This window comes from Streptomyces sp. TOM-9 (assembly GCF_056858595.1).
In genome coordinates, this window is record NZ_JBXEQB010000001.1 from 9,621,117 (window position 1) to 9,637,140 (window position 16,024).

At 68.4% G+C, this 16,024-nt stretch carries 10 protein-coding genes and 3 pseudogenes; 6 read left to right on the forward strand and 7 right to left on the reverse strand.

From position 1 onward, the window contains the following. Nucleotides 1-384 precede the first annotated feature (384 nt). Entirely contained in the window at nucleotides 385-1,389 is a 1,005-nt protein-coding gene (locus tag AC1VWI_RS43940) for a helicase associated domain-containing protein (protein WP_499516613.1), read from the reverse strand. 76 nt (nucleotides 1,390-1,465) lie between these two features. Further along, nucleotides 1,466-1,759 (reverse strand): annotated as a pseudogene (locus tag AC1VWI_RS43945) (transposase); the annotation flags it as partial. Between AC1VWI_RS43945 and AC1VWI_RS43950 the strand changes: the two are divergent. Next, entirely contained in the window at nucleotides 1,695-2,060 is a 366-nt protein-coding gene (locus AC1VWI_RS43950) for a DUF5372 family protein (protein WP_499516614.1), read from the forward strand. The pseudogene AC1VWI_RS43945 and the gene AC1VWI_RS43950 sit on opposite strands and share 65 nt — an antisense overlap. A 139-nt stretch (nucleotides 2,061-2,199) precedes the next feature. After that, a complete protein-coding gene (locus AC1VWI_RS43955; protein WP_499508782.1) occupies nucleotides 2,200-4,227 on the forward strand; it encodes a recombinase family protein in 2,028 nt (675 codons plus the stop codon). A gap of 160 nt (nucleotides 4,228-4,387) precedes the next feature. Here AC1VWI_RS43955 and AC1VWI_RS43960 read toward each other — a convergent pair. From AC1VWI_RS43960 to AC1VWI_RS43980, 5 genes and pseudogenes are all read right to left on the reverse strand, one after another. Then, nucleotides 4,388-4,651, reverse strand: a pseudogene (locus AC1VWI_RS43960) (Na+/H+ antiporter NhaA); the annotation flags it as partial. A gap of 519 nt (nucleotides 4,652-5,170) precedes the next feature. Beyond that, on the reverse strand, nucleotides 5,171-5,443 hold the full coding sequence (locus AC1VWI_RS43965) for an acyl carrier protein (RefSeq protein ID WP_499516615.1): 273 nt from the start codon (nucleotides 5,441-5,443) through the stop codon (nucleotides 5,171-5,173). Between the two features lie 164 nt (nucleotides 5,444-5,607). Continuing rightward, nucleotides 5,608-7,203, reverse strand: a complete 1,596-nt coding sequence (locus tag AC1VWI_RS43970) for an acyl-CoA ligase (AMP-forming), exosortase A system-associated (RefSeq protein ID WP_499516616.1) — start codon at nucleotides 7,201-7,203, stop codon at nucleotides 5,608-5,610. Between the two features lie 182 nt (nucleotides 7,204-7,385). Then, nucleotides 7,386-8,393: a TauD/TfdA family dioxygenase gene (locus AC1VWI_RS43975; protein ID WP_499516617.1), complete on the reverse strand. Its 1,008-nt coding sequence runs from the start codon at nucleotides 8,391-8,393 to the stop codon at nucleotides 7,386-7,388. 24 nt (nucleotides 8,394-8,417) lie between these two features. Continuing rightward, nucleotides 8,418-11,222, reverse strand: coding sequence for a Pls/PosA family non-ribosomal peptide synthetase (locus AC1VWI_RS43980; protein WP_499516618.1), 2,805 nt, complete (start codon nucleotides 11,220-11,222; stop codon nucleotides 8,418-8,420). Nucleotides 11,223-12,019: 797 nt separating this feature from the next. Between AC1VWI_RS43980 and AC1VWI_RS43985 the strand changes: the two are divergent. The 4 genes and pseudogenes from AC1VWI_RS43985 to AC1VWI_RS44000 form a co-directional block, all read left to right on the forward strand. Then, nucleotides 12,020-12,663, forward strand: a pseudogene (locus AC1VWI_RS43985) (ISL3 family transposase); the annotation flags it as partial. 533 nt (nucleotides 12,664-13,196) lie between these two features. Continuing rightward, entirely contained in the window at nucleotides 13,197-13,421 is a 225-nt protein-coding gene (locus tag AC1VWI_RS43990) for a hypothetical protein (RefSeq protein WP_499516619.1), read from the forward strand. Between the two features lie 212 nt (nucleotides 13,422-13,633). Continuing rightward, on the forward strand, nucleotides 13,634-14,302 hold the full coding sequence (locus AC1VWI_RS43995; protein WP_499516620.1) for a hypothetical protein: 669 nt from the start codon (nucleotides 13,634-13,636) through the stop codon (nucleotides 14,300-14,302). Nucleotides 14,303-14,701: 399 nt separating this feature from the next. Then, nucleotides 14,702-15,940 carry a hypothetical protein gene (locus AC1VWI_RS44000; protein ID WP_499516621.1) on the forward strand — a complete coding sequence of 413 codons (1,239 nt, stop codon included), beginning with the start codon at nucleotides 14,702-14,704 and terminating at the stop codon, nucleotides 15,938-15,940. Nucleotides 15,941-16,024 lie beyond the last annotated feature (84 nt).

Genomic DNA, 16,024 nt, shown 5'->3' on the forward strand with positions numbered 1-16,024 from the left:
ATCCAACGCAGCGACGACCGGCTCCCTGAACGCTGCTGGCCGCGAACCACAGCAAAACAGGGACAACACCGCAGGTCAGGTACCTGCAGCAGCGAGCCCAGTCCCGAGCCACGGGGCTGGGCCCGTTCGCGTTTCCCGGCGGCAAATCCACCCCTTGCCGCGCCTTCAAGCGGCACCCGGGCGGATGCCCCGTATGGGCCCCGCTGCCCCGGAGCCCGTCGCCAAACGGGTCACCATGCGCCCGACAGCACGATGGGCACGACCGCGCGGTTCGGCATCTGCACCGCCTGGCAAACGGGCTCCCCCTGTTCGCTCCCAGGGTTAGTCCGTGAAGGCTCCGCACGCTGGTGCATCAAGCCCGTTTGCACCCTGCCGCACACGCGATTACGCCCATCGCATGCCGAGCGCGTTGAGCTCTGCGACCCGTTCAGGGGCGAGGCTGGCACGGCGCCCGCGCTGGTTGGCGATGAAGATACCGAGGGTGTGCTCGGTGCCGTCGACGGTCTCGACGTGGGATCGGGGGACGTTGAGGTGTCCTTCCCGTTCGGCGTATTGGCAGGCGGCGGCGAGGTTGGCGGCCCAGATCTGCGCCCGGGTGCGTTTCGGCCTCGCAACCACCGAGACCGGCGCCTGCTCCTCCTCTGCGGCGGCGGTGATGCCGAGGATCTCGATCAGGAGCCATTGCTGGACAGCGCTGAGGGTGTCCCACTGAGTGCGCTGAGTCTGAATCCAGCGGCCGATGTCTTCGCCTTGGATGACGAGCCGGCCATCACGATCCGGCAGTGCGCCGTCGGCGGTGTCGTAGGTGCGGGCGAGGTGGAAGCAGCGTTGCCACATCACGGGCCACGTGGGGCACCAGGCGGGGTCGATGTCCTCGAGTGCCTGCCGCCGTTCCCGGTTCAGCCCCGCACCCCTTCCACCATCACCTGCACTGCCGCGGCGGGCTGCTGCGCGCTGGTTCTTCAGCCATCGGCCGATGGGGTAGCCCTGCCGGGTGGCGTCGGTGGGGGCCAGGAGGTGGCCGTGTTCGGCGGCCCAGCCGCGTGCGGCGGCCAGGCCTTCGGTGAAGGCCACGTCGGCGTGGTTCCAGATCATGCCGAGCTCGTCGAGTTGCTGGACGCGTTCGGTGTCGAGGCGGCCGCGGGTGCGGGCCTGACGTTGGCGGGTGATCCACACGCCGAGGGGGAACCCGTCGGGGGTGCGGTGTCCGTAGGGGACGCGCAGGTCACCGTGGTCGCCGTGGTAGGCGAGTGCGGCCTGCAGGCCGCGCCGCCAGAACTCGGTCTCCGGCTGCAGCACCCGCAGGCTGATGAACGCCGCTAGCTGCGCGGGGTCCCGTGGCGCGGAGAACGCCAGCAGCCCGCCCGCCGGCGCACTGACTCCTCCCACCGCGCCCTGCCCTCCATCCGCCGCCGCATATGGGAGGGGGTCTGTAAACCGAGCGGTGTAACCAGGGTGGTTGGGGTTACTGGCGGGCTGCGGAGAGTCGGCCGTCGAAGGTGATGTCGAAGGCGTTCAGGGCGGTCTTCCAACGCATGGTCCAGCGGGCCTGGCCTTTGCCGGTGGGGTCCAGGCTCATGATGGCCATGTAGACGCACTTCAAGGCGGCGGTCTCGTTCGGAAAATGTCCACGGGCCTTGACCGCCCGGCGGATCCTGGCGTTCACGGACTCGATCGCGTTCGTGGTGCAGACGATGCGGCGAATCTCGCTGTCGAAGCGGAGGAACGGGGTGAACTCCTCCCATGCGTTCTCCCAGAGGGCATCGCATAGTGCCTCTCTTCGTGGCGTTTCTGAGGACACGCTGCTGGTCACGCATCCATTCCATCCGCTGGCGGGGCGGCGGTTGCGTGTATGCCGCGCGGTGCGCCGCTCCAGCGGTTTGGTGTTCATCTGCACTGCCGGTAACGGCGTGACGGTGACACTCCCGCAGGGGTGGACGGACCGCGGCCCGGCGCCGGGTGAGAACCGGCTCGCAACCGACGGGCTTGGTGCGCTGTCTGCGCTGGTGGATGCCCTGATGAGCCGTGGTGTCGAGCCGGGGGATGGTGGATCCTCGTGAAGGGTGCCCTTCTTCTTGTGGCCTTCGGCGCCCGGGCATCGGTGACGGGCGGTGACCATGGTGGAGAACTGGAGCCGGAGCGTCGTGCTGCTGGTGGCGAACATGGTCGAGTCCTCGGTGCGAGGGGAGGAGGACGGCGGTGAGCGGGCTGCAGAAGATCACGTCCTCGCACCGGTCGAGGCAGGCACTGATCTATGTGCGGCAGTCAACCTTGCTGCAGACACGGGAGAACACCGAGTCGACTGCCCGCCAGTACGGGCTGGCCGACCGCGCGCGGGAGCTCGGCTGGGCCCCATGCGACATCGAGGTCGTGGATGCGGACCTGGGGGTTTCGGGCCGATTCTCCGGAATGCGGGCCGGATTCCAGCAGTTGGTGTCCCGGGTCTGTCTCGGCGAGGTCGGCGCGGTCTTCGGGCTGGAAGTCTCCCGACTTGCCCGTTCCTCGGCCGAGTTTGGCCGGCTGCTGGAGTTCGCGCGGCTGACCGACACCCTCCTGATCGACGCCGACGGCGTCTATGACCTCGGCGATTTCAACGACCGCCTGGTGCTGGGCCTGAAGTCCACGATGAGCGAGGCCGAGCTGCACATCCTGGCTGGACGCCTGCAGGGAGCCCGCAAGGCGGCCGCCGAGCGTGGGGACCTGCGGCTGCCGCTGCCCGTCGGCATGGTCTATGCCGACGACGGGACCATCGTGGTGGACCCTGATGAAGAGGTGCAAGCTGCGGTCGCGGACGTCTTCGCCCTCTTTGACCAGCACGGCTCCGCTCTCGCCGTGGTCCGCGCGTTCGCCGGACGTCGCTTCCCCCGCCGGGATACCGGGGTGTGGGACGGGCGGCTGGCCTGGGGACGGCTCACCCATGGCCGGGCCGCCGCAGTGTTGAAGAATCCCGTCTATGCCGGGGCCTATGTCTTCGGTCGCTCGGTGAGCTCTCGCAAGGTGCGGCCCGACGGCACTGTCATCACCACCGTCAACCAGCGGTCCCGCGATCAGTGGGCCGTGCTGATCTGTGACCACCACGAGGGCTATATCTCCTGGCAGCAGTATCTGCAGATCGAGGCGAAGCTGGCCGCCAATCGCACCCGTGCGAAGGCCCGGCCGCCGCGGGAGGGGGTGCCGGTGTGTCAGGGCATCATCTTCTGCGGCTCGTGTGGCTTCCCGATGAGCACCCGTTACCGGCGTGCGGACGGCACCGCGGACTATGTGTGCACCCGGGCCCGCAGCGATGCGCTCCTCACACCGGGCTGCCACTCGATCGCCGCCGCGGCCGTCGACCCGCAGGTGGTCGATCTGCTGCTGGCCGCGCTGACACCCGAGCAGGTGGACCTCGCCCTGGCCGCGGCCGATGAGGTCCACCACCGTCACCAGCGCTCGCACCGGGCCGCCGAACTCGCCGTGGAACGGGCCCGTTATGAGGCCCATCGCGCCGAGCGGGCCTTTGGCCAGGTCGAGCCGGAAAACCGGTTGGTGGCCCGCTCACTGGAGAGCCGCTGGGAGGCGAAACTTGCCGCGCTGGCCCAGGCCGAAGCGGCGCTGGCGGACCTGATCGCCGCCGAGCTGGCTCTGCCCGAGCCCGCACGGCTGCGGGAGCTCGCCCGAGACGTGCCGGCTCTGTGGCAATCGCCGACGACCACGGCCAAGGACCGCAAGCGCCTGCTGCGGACCCTGATCGCGGACGTGACCGTGCGGCACGTCGATAACACTCGTGCTGACATCGGGGTGCGCTGGCATACCGGCTCCGTCGACGAGATCACCTGCGACCGTCGTACCAACCGCAACCCCACCCAGGCCGTCGACATCGTGCGCAACCTGCTGGACAGCCGCAGCGACGCCGAGATCGCCGACCACCTCAACAGCCTCGGCTTCATCACCGGGAACTGTCGTCCCTTCACGGTGAACTCGATCCGTCACATCCGAGCCCAGCACGCGATCGGCTCCAGGCGCAACGACCCCACCGGGCCCGGGGAGATCACCGTGCCCGAGGCCGCCCGGATCCTCGGCGTCCACGAAGCTGCGATCTACCCCTGGATCCGCAGCGGCGAGATGGCCGCCCGCCAGGCCCGCCACCGCCGCTGGTGCATCACCTGGGACAGCGGCACCGAGGCGTACTGGAAACAGCGCGTGGCCACATCCTCCCACCTCAAGCGGCGAGCGAACACCAACTACTAGACAGGACAGGCAGTATGAAACCGACTTCCCAGAGCCGAACGATCGCCGGGTACTTCTTGCCCAGGCACCAGCGAACTCGGCGAACCGCTCGAGCGCGGCCTCTTCGGTCGGTGCTAGACGACGACGAGTCTGGTGAACGCACCGGCCGGCGCCCAGTAGCGAGGTTGGAGGTGGAGAAGGCTGCGATGATCAGGATCGCGCCGAGGTCGTCGACGACAGCCAGGGAGAGCAGGAACGCGCGCAGCGGGGCCGGCAGGTGTGTGGACAGGACGGCCAGGACTGCGAGCGCGAAGGCGATGTCGGTTGCCATCGGTACCGCCCAGCCGCCGTCCAGACTCCCGCCGCCCGCGGTGGCGGTGACGGCGTAGAGGACGGCTGGTGCGGCTCCGCCTCACACGGCGGCGATGAGGGGCAGGGCGGCGGACAGCGCCGTGAGCGCGTTGACGACGGCAACGGTGCCGAGCGCGAGCAGCAACTGGCTACCGTGTTGGACGCCCCTTTGTACAGCGGTTGCGTGGCCGGCTAGGCCGGGACGGATTCTGGCGAGCGGGGTGTCGGGTACCTCCTGCAGCCAAGCTGCAGAAGGGATCTGATGACTTCAGCTGCCGGATGCTGGTGTGCTGGCCGCCTGCGCCGGTCCGGTGCGGTGTGGGCGGGTGGGGGAGAGGCTCCGGCTGGAGGCGGTGCCCCATGAAGTGCATCCTGTGTGCCAGCAGTTGAAGAAGCCGCTGCTGCCGGCGGGTGGTGCAGACCCCGGGCGACCTGTTCACGCTGGCGCGTGGAGGTGCCGCGGTGCGCGGGCGACCTGCCGATACGAAGACGGGCCTCCTTCTTGCCTGCCGGTGAAAGCCAGGCCGTGCAGGGAAGGAGATCCAATGGCATTTCGCGCGTCCCGATCCGGACGGTGGATCCGCGTCTGGTGCTCGACGCCGCGGAGCGACTCTCAGCGCACCTTGGACTCCACGAAGGCCGCGAGCTGCCCGAGGGTGTCAAAGGTCTGACAGATGATCTCGTCGATCTCGATCTCGATATCGAACCGTTTCCGCAATGCGACGATGAGCTTGACGACGGTGAGCGAGTCGAGTTCGGGAAGATTGCCGTATAGTCCCGTCTCCGGCTCGAGGTCATCGGCCAGGTCCTCGATGTCCAACGTCACCACCACGACGGCCTTGACGTCCTCGAAAATCGCCTGCGAGATCTCTGGCGAGCGAGTCATGCTGGCTTCTCCTCATCGGTCGTGCAGACCCGGCGGCCTGCGGGGAAGACCGGAGTGGGACCGGCGCGTTCAGCGAGCGACCCGACCGGGAGGCTGCCGATGTGGAGCATGCCGTCGGCGATCGCGGACCGGCTGATCGTGGGGGTGCGCGTAGGCGCCTGCGGTCACGCGGGCTCCCGAGTGCGGGAGGCGGTGAGCTCGTGGCGAAGAAGTGCCCGATCGAACTTGCCGTTCGGCGATCGGGGCAGGACACTCCGGGCCACCACATCGGCAGGCACCATGTAGCCGGGTAGTTCCTGCCGCAGGCGTGCGGTCATCGCGGCCGGGTCGAAGCCGGCGGGGTCGCAGGGTGTCACGACCAGGACGATCCGGTGGCCAAGTGCATCGTCCTCGAGGCCGAGTGCGACGGCATCGTGGACCAGGCCGGTCTCGTACGCCACTTCCTCGATCTCCTGCGGGCTGACCCGGTATCCCGACGTCTTGATCATGTCGTCGCGCCGTCCGACGAAGTACAGGAAGCCCTCCTCGTCGCGGACGACGACGTCGCCGGACCAGACCGCCAGCTCGGGCGTACACAGCTCGACCGGGCGGTTCGGCGGCGGCCGGAACCTCTCGGCCGTGCGTTCTGCGTCATTCCAATAGCCCAACGCGACGAGCGGACCTCGGTGCACCAGCTCACCCGGCTCTCCCGGACCGCACAGGCCGCCGTCCTCCCGGACCACGAGGATCTCGGCGTTCGGGATGGCCTTGCCGATGGAATCGGGCCGCCGGTCGACCTCCCGGGGATCGAGGTAGGTGGAACGGAACGCCTCTGTGAGGCCGTACATCAGGTATGGCGTTGCGTTCGGGAACATCGTTCGCAGGTGTTGCAAGGTAACACGCGGGAGCCGCCCCCCGGTGTTTGCGAAGTAGCGCACCCCGGTCACGGCCTCGGACGGCCACGTCTGGGCTGCCAGCTGGATCCACAGCGGCGGTACGCCCACCAGCCCGGTGATGCGGTGTTCCACACACGGCCGGATGACGTCACCCGGCAGCAGGTAGTTGGCGAGCACCACATGGGCACCGACGCAGAAGCCGGTCGTCAATTGACTCAGTCCGGCGTCGAAGCTCAGTGGGAGGACGGCCAGGATTCGGTCCTCTGCCGTGTTGTTCAGGTAAGCGCTGACGCTCTCCGCGCCGGCGACGAGGTTGCGGTGCGACAGCACGACGCCCTTCGGGGGCCCGGTGCTCCCCGACGTGTAGAGGATCGCGGCCACATCCGTGTCGACGCCGCCCGTCGCAGGACACGCGGACTGGCTTGGGGGCTCGGCGACCTTCGACCAGGGGAGCACGCGGTAAGGGGCTTCCGCGTCATCAGCAAGCGAGTCGCCCAGGACGAGGACGTGGGAGAGTGACTTGCAGGCGGCGAGCTGGGCGCGCAGGGTGTGCAGCCGGTCTGTGGAGGTCACCAGTACGCGCACGGTGCAGTCGTCGAGGATGTGCCTCACTTGCCCGGCCCGCAGCACGGGGTTCACCGGGACGAACACGCCACCGGCCCGCGAGCAGGCGAGCATTGCCACGACGGTCTCGATCTTCTTTTCGAGGAAGACCGCGACGCGCTCGCCACTATTGAGGCCGAGGTCGCTTAGGCCGCTGGCCGCGAGCTCCATCCGCTCGTGCAGATCGGCGTAGGAGATCGTGGTCGTCCGTGCGGTCAGGGCGGGCGCGCGGGGGTTGCGTTGGGCGGACCTCGCAACGAGGTCCGGCAATCGGTTGATCATTTCGGCGGTTTCTTTCTCTCACTTTTGCCTGGCAGCCGAGGATCCCAGCCCTCTGCCCTGCGCCGGCTGGTCTCCGAGGGCAGGGCCGGGATCGCCTGGGTGCTGGGCGCGGGGGGTTCGACGGCTCGCGCGGTGGACGTGGGCACCGGAGCTGACCGCGAACGGTCGCACGGGGGACGTGGTCATCCGACGTTCACCTTGACGGTCGGCGAGCAGTCGGCCAGGCGTACCGGGTCGACCATCCCGACCAGGACCTCACGCGGTCCGGTGAAGGGCTCCCTGCTGTGTGCGCTGCGGATGTTGTCGACGAGCATCAGATCGCCCGCCTGCCAGGGCTCCCGCATGGTGTTGGCCTTGTACGTCTCGTTGAGCAGCTGCACGACGTCCTCGCCTATCGGGTCGCCGCCCCCGAAGCGGGTGGTGAACGGCAGCCCCTCGGCGCCGTAGGTGTCGATGAGGAACTCGTGCACCTCGGGGTCGAGCGTCCACTCGTTGAGGAAGGCGATCTGGTTGAACCAGCAGCGCTGACCGGTGACCGGGTGCCGCACCACCGCGCTGCGGCGCTGCCAGGTGCGCAACCCTCCATCGGATCGCCACTCGAACTCGATGGCGTTGGCGTGGCAGTAGCTCTCGACCGCGTCACGGTCCTCGGTGCCGAATGCCTCGGCGATCGACGTCCCGATCTCCTCGTTGTAGTTGCGGACGAGCATCCAGCCCTCCCGCTCGAGCCGTTCGACGAGGTCGCCGGGCAGCGCGTCGAGCGTGGCCGTCGAGTCCGCCACACCAGTCGCCCCGCCCTCGATGGGTGCGGACAGGCACGCGAAGAGCATCAGGCCGGGAAACTCGAGCCGGTAGCTCAGCTCGTGGTGCAGGCACATCGGCTGGCTCGGCGGCCACTTCGAGGAGGAGTACACGCCCTCGGCGTAGGCCTGCCGGGAGGCGAAGGCCTCTCTTTCGGTCATCAGACCTGTGCGGGCCAGTTGGTGGAAGACGGCGACGGTCTCGGCCGCGTCGCGCAGCCCGAGGCCGCGGATCAGGATCGATCCGTGCTCGGCCATCATCGCGGGCAGCGCCGCGCGGTTCTCGGCTGCCCAGCGCACCGCGTCGTCGGCGGGTTTGGTGTGCAGGATCGGCGGCTTGCCGGGTTGCAGGTCCACCTCGGGCAGCGCTGTCTGGGAAGAGATCGACATCTCATTTCTCCTTTTCGCCGGGTGTCAGTCGCCGTGGACGGGCACGGCGGCGCCGTCGCCGCGGCTGATCGTGCGCACCTGGAGGTCGGCCGACTGCCCGCGCATCTTCTTGGCCGGGTTCCCGCCCCACAGTGCGTGCGCTGGCATTTCCTCGCCCTTCATGAGGAAGGAGCTGGTGGCAAGTACCGCGCCGTCGCCCATTGTCACGCCGTAGTGGACGAATGCGCCGACACCGAGCGTGCAGCCGGCACCGATCACGATACGGTCCGACTTGAAGCCTCCGTCCTCTTGCGAGTGGCACTGCATGATGGTGTCCGCATTGAGGGTGCAGTCGTCCCCGATCGTGGTGAACGTCCGCTCGGGCACGCGGAGGCCGTCGTCGAAGACCCTGCGGCCAATCTGCATACCCAGGAGCCGCCAGATCACGTTCTTGAGCGGGGTGCCGTTGAAGACGAGGACATAGGCGAGGGAACTCACTTTCCAGAAGCGTTCGTGCCGCCAGAAGGCGCGGTCGTAGATCGAGCAGCCCTGCGGCCGCAAGGCCTGCAACTGCCGGACCAGCCGGTCGACCAGGACGTTGTAGGCGACGGTGAAAACGAAGACCCCGGCGGTGGCCAGTGCGAACGCGAGCACGCCCAGGGAGGCCCAGAGGTCGATGGCGGCCAGGTAGAGCACGGTGACGATAAAGATGAGGATCCAGCGCACCAGCAGGAACAGCGTCATGCTGATGGTGTTGTAGATGTTCTTGGCCCGCAGGCGGCGGCGCAGCTCGTCCTTGCTCTCCACCTCGAGCTGCTTGTCACGCTTGACCGACCGGGGGATCTCGAAGCTCGGCGCGCCCAGTAGGCCCACGCCTTCCCGTACTTGTCCGTCGACGGGAACCATGACCTTCGTTGCGAGGAGGCAGTTGTCGCCCGTCTTGCCCTGCGCGGAATAGGCGATCACGTTTCCAAGGAAGTTCTCTGCCCCGATCGACACACGGGACAGTCGGAACGATGTGTTCGAGAAGTCGGCATTGATGATGGACAGCCCGTCCGCGGCCATGGTTCCGCTGCCGACCGCGCTGAGGAACGGGGTGTCGTGCTTGACCATTTCGCCGAAGTTCGAGCCGGTCTGCCGCACGTCGCGAAGCTCGTAGCCCAGCCAACGCAGGTAGTGGACGATGTAGGAGGTGCCACCGAAGAGAGTCATGTGGAACCTGCTGTTGCTCGTGCGGGCGATCGCGCGGTGAATCCAGTAGCGGAATCCGTACAGCGGGTAGACCTTGTCCGGCTTGATGAAGAGGTTCAGCACGCGCGGAACGGTTCCCACGAAGACGAGGCTGACGAGCAGGGCGCCGAAGAAGAGCACGGCGGATATGACCAGCGCGTTGTCGCGGTAGAACGCCCCGCTCGTGAGGGAGAGCGGTCCCGCGTCCAACAACGTGACGAGCTGCGGGACCTTCGTGAGCGCGAGGACCACGATGACGAACGTCAGCGGCGTACCCACCAGAAGCAGGTTCACCAGCTGCGCGGTCGCGAAGACGCACCGTCGCCGGGTGCTGACGTCCATCGTGGGGACCCGCTGGCAGTCAACGTCGGCCGGCTGCGCAGGGGAGCCGTGCCAGCGCTCCCCGTCGGGCACGGTCTGTCCGGCGTGCAGCGATGAGGAGTGCCCCAGCTGGGACCCGTCACCCAGCGAGGTCCAGATGTCGAGCACCGTCATCTCCCCGACGAGCGTGTGCTTGCCGACGCTGACCGCGCCCGTCTGGATGATGCCGTTGTGGGCCCGGTAGCCGTTGAAGGACGCATCCTTGCGTATCACCGTGCCGTCGCCGATGCTGAGCAGGTCGGTGCACACGGGCACGGACCTGGAGAAGATCACGGCGCCGCGACCGACCTTCGCGCCCAGTGCCCTCAGGTAGAGCACGTAGAGCGGTGAACCGGCGAACAGCGCCATCGGGTTCCGCTGGACCAGGGTCTTGACGAGCCAGAAGCGGAAGTACGCCATACTCCAGACGCGGATCTGCTGCGGCTTCCACCGGCCAATGAGCACCCACTTGAGCAGGATCGGGAGGGCGCAAAGGCCGAGGAACATCGCGCCGCCGTACGCGACCGCCCGCAGGTAGATGTCGACCGGGTTCGGGCTGGCCGAGACCCATTCGTAGCCCTTCACCGCGACGATCGCGGTAAGGGCGGGGTAGCCGAAGAGGAACAGGAGCTGCAACGCCCCGCAGAGGACGTACTCGGCATTGCGCGCCCGCCTCGGCGGCGCAATGGGAGCTGCCGGAGTCGCCGGCTGCGAGGCGGGCCTGGCTTTGGCGTCGGGCTTGGTGTCGGTGAGGGCGGCTGCGAGCGTTCGGATTGTGGGGTGCTTGTAGATGTCCGGCATGGATACTGGTGGCAGGTCGGCTTGTTTGCGTGCTCGGGCGCAGAATCGGGCCATAAGCATGGAGTCTGCGCCGAGGTCGTTGAAGAAGTGGCTGTCGACTGATACGTGTTCGGTGTGCACGATGTCGGCCAGGACTTCGGCGAAGCGTCGTTCGCGTGTAGCGAGTATGGCTGGATTGCCGGCCGGTTCGGCGGTCAAGACGTCGTTGGTGAGGGCGGCTGCGAGCGTTCGGATTGTGGGGTGCTTGTAGATGTCCGGCATGGATACTGGTGGCAGGTCGGCTTGTTTGCGTGCTCGGGCGCAGAATCGAGCCATAAGCATGGAGTCTGCGCCGAGGTCGTTGAAGAAGTGGCTGTCGACTGATACGTGTTCGGTGTGCACGATGTCGGCCAGGACTTCGGCGAAGCGTCGTTCGCATATGGCGAGAGTGGCTGGATTGCCGGCCGGTTCGGCGGTCAAGACGTCGTGAGAGTTCCCCATCAGCTGGGTCCCTTGAGAAATCACAGTGGTCGATGCAGGCACGCTGAACTACATGAACGAGATCCACGCACTTGCTTGGACTGCTACAAGAGCTTGGGCCGGAACGCGGCTCCGTGATCGCTCGCCTTGACCGTGGAGGGTTTGGGTTGGCCCCTACTCGACGGTCTGATCCGGCCGACTAGATCGACAATACTGTTTACGCGCAACGCCTCCCTCGACCGCAGCTGCAAGGGGTTGGTCGAGGTGCGGAAAGATCAAACCGGACTTTGCGGCCAGTCCCGCCTCGATCCCCTACCCGTCCCCTTGGCGCATCCTGGTCCCCTGAGCAGTGGCCGCCAGAACAGAAAACCACGGGCCTTTTCTCAGAGTACGACTGTGTGAGCTGCCCCGCGTTTCGTAGAGTCGGCGATCGTGTGATGAGGCGGTCTGCGGGGGTAGGTTCCTTCAATCGCGCCCAGTATGCGTATTCGTACTCGTCGAATGGCGCGTAGCCGAGAGTGGGGCGGAGACGTTTATTCTTGTACGACGCGGACGCGGGAAGACGGCCCGCTCGACCTCGTCGACGTCCCACTACGGCCCCTGATGCTCGATCAGTTCGACCTTGACGGTGGCGTTCAAGGCTTCGGCGCCAGTCGGTGGGGGCATCAGCTCGGCTATCGACCAGGGCTTGATCAAGTTCCGTAAGGGTCGAGCTTGTTGGTGATGGGAGTGTAAAACGTTCGGCCCTGTCTCACATTCGGTGGTGACAGAGAGTTGCGAAGGTCGTTGACCTTCACATGATGGATGTCAACGAGCTTGTGCAGATGGTGTTTTCGGGTCTGTTCCCGCTGGTCATGGAGGATGTGGCCGACGAGGGTGAGCGGATCGTGGTGCGGGCCCGGACGCCGCTGGACACCGCGGTCTGCCAGGTGTGCGGGGCCTCGTCAGTTCGGGTGCACGGCTATCACTGGCGGACGGTCGCCGACGTTCCGGTCGGGGGGGGCGACGGGTGGTGGTCCGTGTGCGGGTGCGGCGTCTGGTGTGCCCCACGCGAGGCTGCCGCCACACCTTCCGCGAACAGGTGCCCGGAGTGCTGGAGCGATACCAGCGACGCACGCCCCGTCTGACCGCGCAGGTCAAGGCCGTGGTCAAAGAGTTAGCGGGCCGAGCGGGAGCGCGTTTGCTGGCGATACTCGCGGTGGGCCTGTCCCGTCACACGGCCCTGCGCACCCTGCTGCGCATCCCGTTGCCCACCGGGCGGACGCCTCGTGTGATCGGCATCGACGACTTCGCCCTGCGCCGGCGGCACCGCTATGCCACCGTGGTGATCGACGCCGAGACCCATGAGCGGATCGACGTGCTGCCCGACCGCACGGCCGACACGCTTGAAGCGTGGCTGCGCGAGCATCCGGGCGTCGAGGTCGTGTGCCGCGACGGCTCCTGGAGACACCCTGCCGGGAGACCGATGGCCGATCAATTACCTGGTCGACCATCCGAGCCGAGCCACTAGGCATCCCCGCCCGATCGACTCCAGCCACCCCCGAAGGAAGGGACAGCGCGATGCACCCCGTCCGGCTCCCCGACGCACACCCCCCGCAGACCCGCGAAGCGACCTGGGCCTGCCGCCAGTGCGCGGCGCCCTGGCCGTGCGAGACCGCCGCCTCGTACCTGACACCTGGTCAGTGCGGCTGCGGAAGCTCCACCTGGTGGGAGACGCGTGGCCCCTCCGCTGGCACCCCGGCCCGCGCTGCCACACCGCAGCCGAGGCCGTCGCCGCCCGCGCAGCCGACGCCGCCAAGGCCGCCGCACTACCCACCGAGCCACTACTACCCGGTCAAGCCCCGGCGGGCCTGCCGCCAGCAGCCCCCTTACCGGCACATCCCGGCCGGGCCCGGCGACATCCGCCCGGGCACCTGGACGTGGGTTCGGCCCGGCGGACTACACCCCGGCTGGGGCGACATCCACCACCTCGCCATGATCACCCGGCCCGGACTGCCCAACAGCGAGGTGTGGCTGTGGCTCGACGGCACCGTCCACGAAGTTCCTGCCGGGCACCTCTTCATCGAGGGGATGCGGGGCGTCCGGGAGGAGTGGGCGCGGTGGACCATCGCCCGCCACCTGCAGCAGGCAGCCCCGGCTGCCCAGCCGCGCCCGACGGCCGTTCAAACCGGCCTGTTCAGCGCCCTCACAGCCGTCTAAGCCCTTCGATCCTGTGCTGGCCTCAGCTCCCCCCGACCCAGAGCCCGGGTCCGGGGGAGCCGTTCCCTGTCCGCCGCCGTCCGATGCCGGGCCGTCGGCTGTTCGGACCGGTCCACGAGGTTGCGGGAGTTGGGCCCGGTTAAGTCACCGTCACCCCGGACCGCCGACACAGGCACCCACCCAAACCAACACGTCCAGGAGCGCCCAGCACCATGAACGAAACGACCGCGACCCCCGGCATCGCCAGATCCCCGCAGACGGACGCAGCGGACGAGGGGTCGCGAGACTGGGCAGTTGTCACCTTCGCCCCCTGCTTCCTTCCCGCCGCAAGCCGTGAGTTGGCCGAAGCGCACGCCGCGGAGTACCCGCACTGGGACCTCGTGTCCCGCGTGCCAGGCGAGCCCTGGCTCGAGCTGGACCGTCTGAACCCAGCCCTCATGACCCGGCAGCAGCGCGCACAGCTCCTCGAGCGTCTGTTCGCCGACAACGACGCGCGTGACGCCGCCCTGACCACCCTGAACAACAGCGACCTACGCGCGGCCCTGGTCCGAAACACCGAAACAGCGCTCGTCCGTGCCCTGCGCGACGTCATCCAGCAGGCCGTCAGCGAAGGCGACATGAGCGCCGAGCCCCTCACCCACGTCCAGTTTGCCGCCGCCGACTACCGCAGCGGCCTGCGCTACGACGAGCACGGAGCCCGCTTCCACCACACCGACGGCACAATCACCGAAACCACGATCGAAGCGACGCCGGCCGACGACTGGCTGAGAGACCTGTCCGAACTCGACTCCGACATCGGCTGCGACTCCCTCCTCACCGTGAACCTGACCACGGGCACCGTCGCGTACAGCACCGGCGACGCTCACACCGAGCCCTCCTGACCGCGCCATCCGGCCCCGCGACGACCGACCGGCCCACCCCTGCTCCCGGGGGTGGGTCGCGGCCATTGTTGTCCGGGCTCGACCGGCAGCGGCCGACCGGGCGGCGGCGAGCAGGCGGCACACACGGGGTTGCGGGTGTTGGCCCCGGGCCCGGCAGTGTTCAGGACAGCGGGCCGGGCCCCGCACCCCGGTGTGGATCCCTCTCCGATCCCCTGGCGGGCCAGCCGTGCGGCCCCGCCCGCGTCTTCTGCTGGCCGCATCCACCGTCCCCAGCCACCACTACGGCGGGATGCGGCCGTGCCTGCCCGCCCACCGACAGCCCTGCGCCCCGGCGGGCCGTTCACCACCCCTTCCTGTCCTGCCTCCGGCCTGCCCCTATCTGATTTGGAGCCCCTCTTGATGGACGTCACTCACCTGCACCGTCTGGCCGTCACCGCGCTCGGGCGCCGCCTGCCCGCTATTGCGCCCGGCCGCCACGTCGTCACCGTGACCGTGCCCACCCACCACCTGAACGGCCGCACCCTGTACGACCCGGTCAACGCCGAGGTCCGTTTCAACCGCGGCACCCCGAACCTGATCGACCTGAGCGACACCGACCTCGCTCAGACCCTTGCCGCCACCACCAGCCACGAACAGCAACCAGCCCCCGTGACACTGCTCGCCCCCGAACCCGCCCGCGACCCGATCACGTTGGACGACCGCACCGCCCTGCACGTCCTGGCCATCCACGCACAAGACGCCGCCCACCGCCGCCGCTGGCTGCCCGGCTTCACCGACACCGAACTCCTCACCCTCCACGACCTCGCCTTCGCCGCCCGCGAGGCCGCCGACCACGGCTCGCACTACCGCACCGGCCCCCTGGACAAGCCCACCTCCAAAAAGGAAACCGCGCGCCTCCAACGCCGTGCCCGCGAGTACCACGTCCACGACGGCACCATGGCCACCGCCGCGTTCCTCCGCTACACCGCCGCCACCGCCATCCGCCTCGCCCACGCCGACAACAAGCTCCGCCCCATCGGCGTCACCTTCCACCCCGCCTACGCCGCCGGCCGCAACCGGTGGTCATTCACCGACCTCACCACCCGCTACCCGGGCGGACTGACCCGCACCGACGTCTCCCACGGCACGCCCGCGCTACGCGCTGTCCTGGACACGCTCACCGAGATAGAGCCGCCCGCTGCCGGTGACACCCTGCGCCTGGACGTCACCGACACGGCGCTGACGTACGCCCCGATCCCCGTGGACGGCACCGTCTTCGAGGACATGCCCGGCCGCCGGGTCGCCACCGAGCTCCTCGCCACCGCGGCGTGCCTGCTGCCCGTGGCCGCCCCCGACACCGACGCGTACGTCACGCAAGTCTTCGAGCACGGGAAGGGGTGGACGCTGCCGCCGCACGGCGAGCCGATCGTGCAGACCCGCGACCGGGTCGCCGCGGGCATCGCCCACCTTCACCAGAGCTTCCCGCTGGACCCGACCCGGGTCGCTATCGACGTCGAGGGCGTGATCTATGCCTCCAACGGTCTCCGGTCGGTCCGGTTCGTACCCACGGGGCTCTTGCTGGACTACCAACGCGGGTACTGCCCGGGCTGCGGCATCCCCTTGGCCGCAGCGGGGAACAGTTCCTGCCCGGGCCACTGACCACCCCCACCAAGCTCGCCGCCACGGTCGGGCCCCCGTGCCGCGCGTTGCCCACGCAGCGCCCGGTGCGGGGCGGCAAGGTCC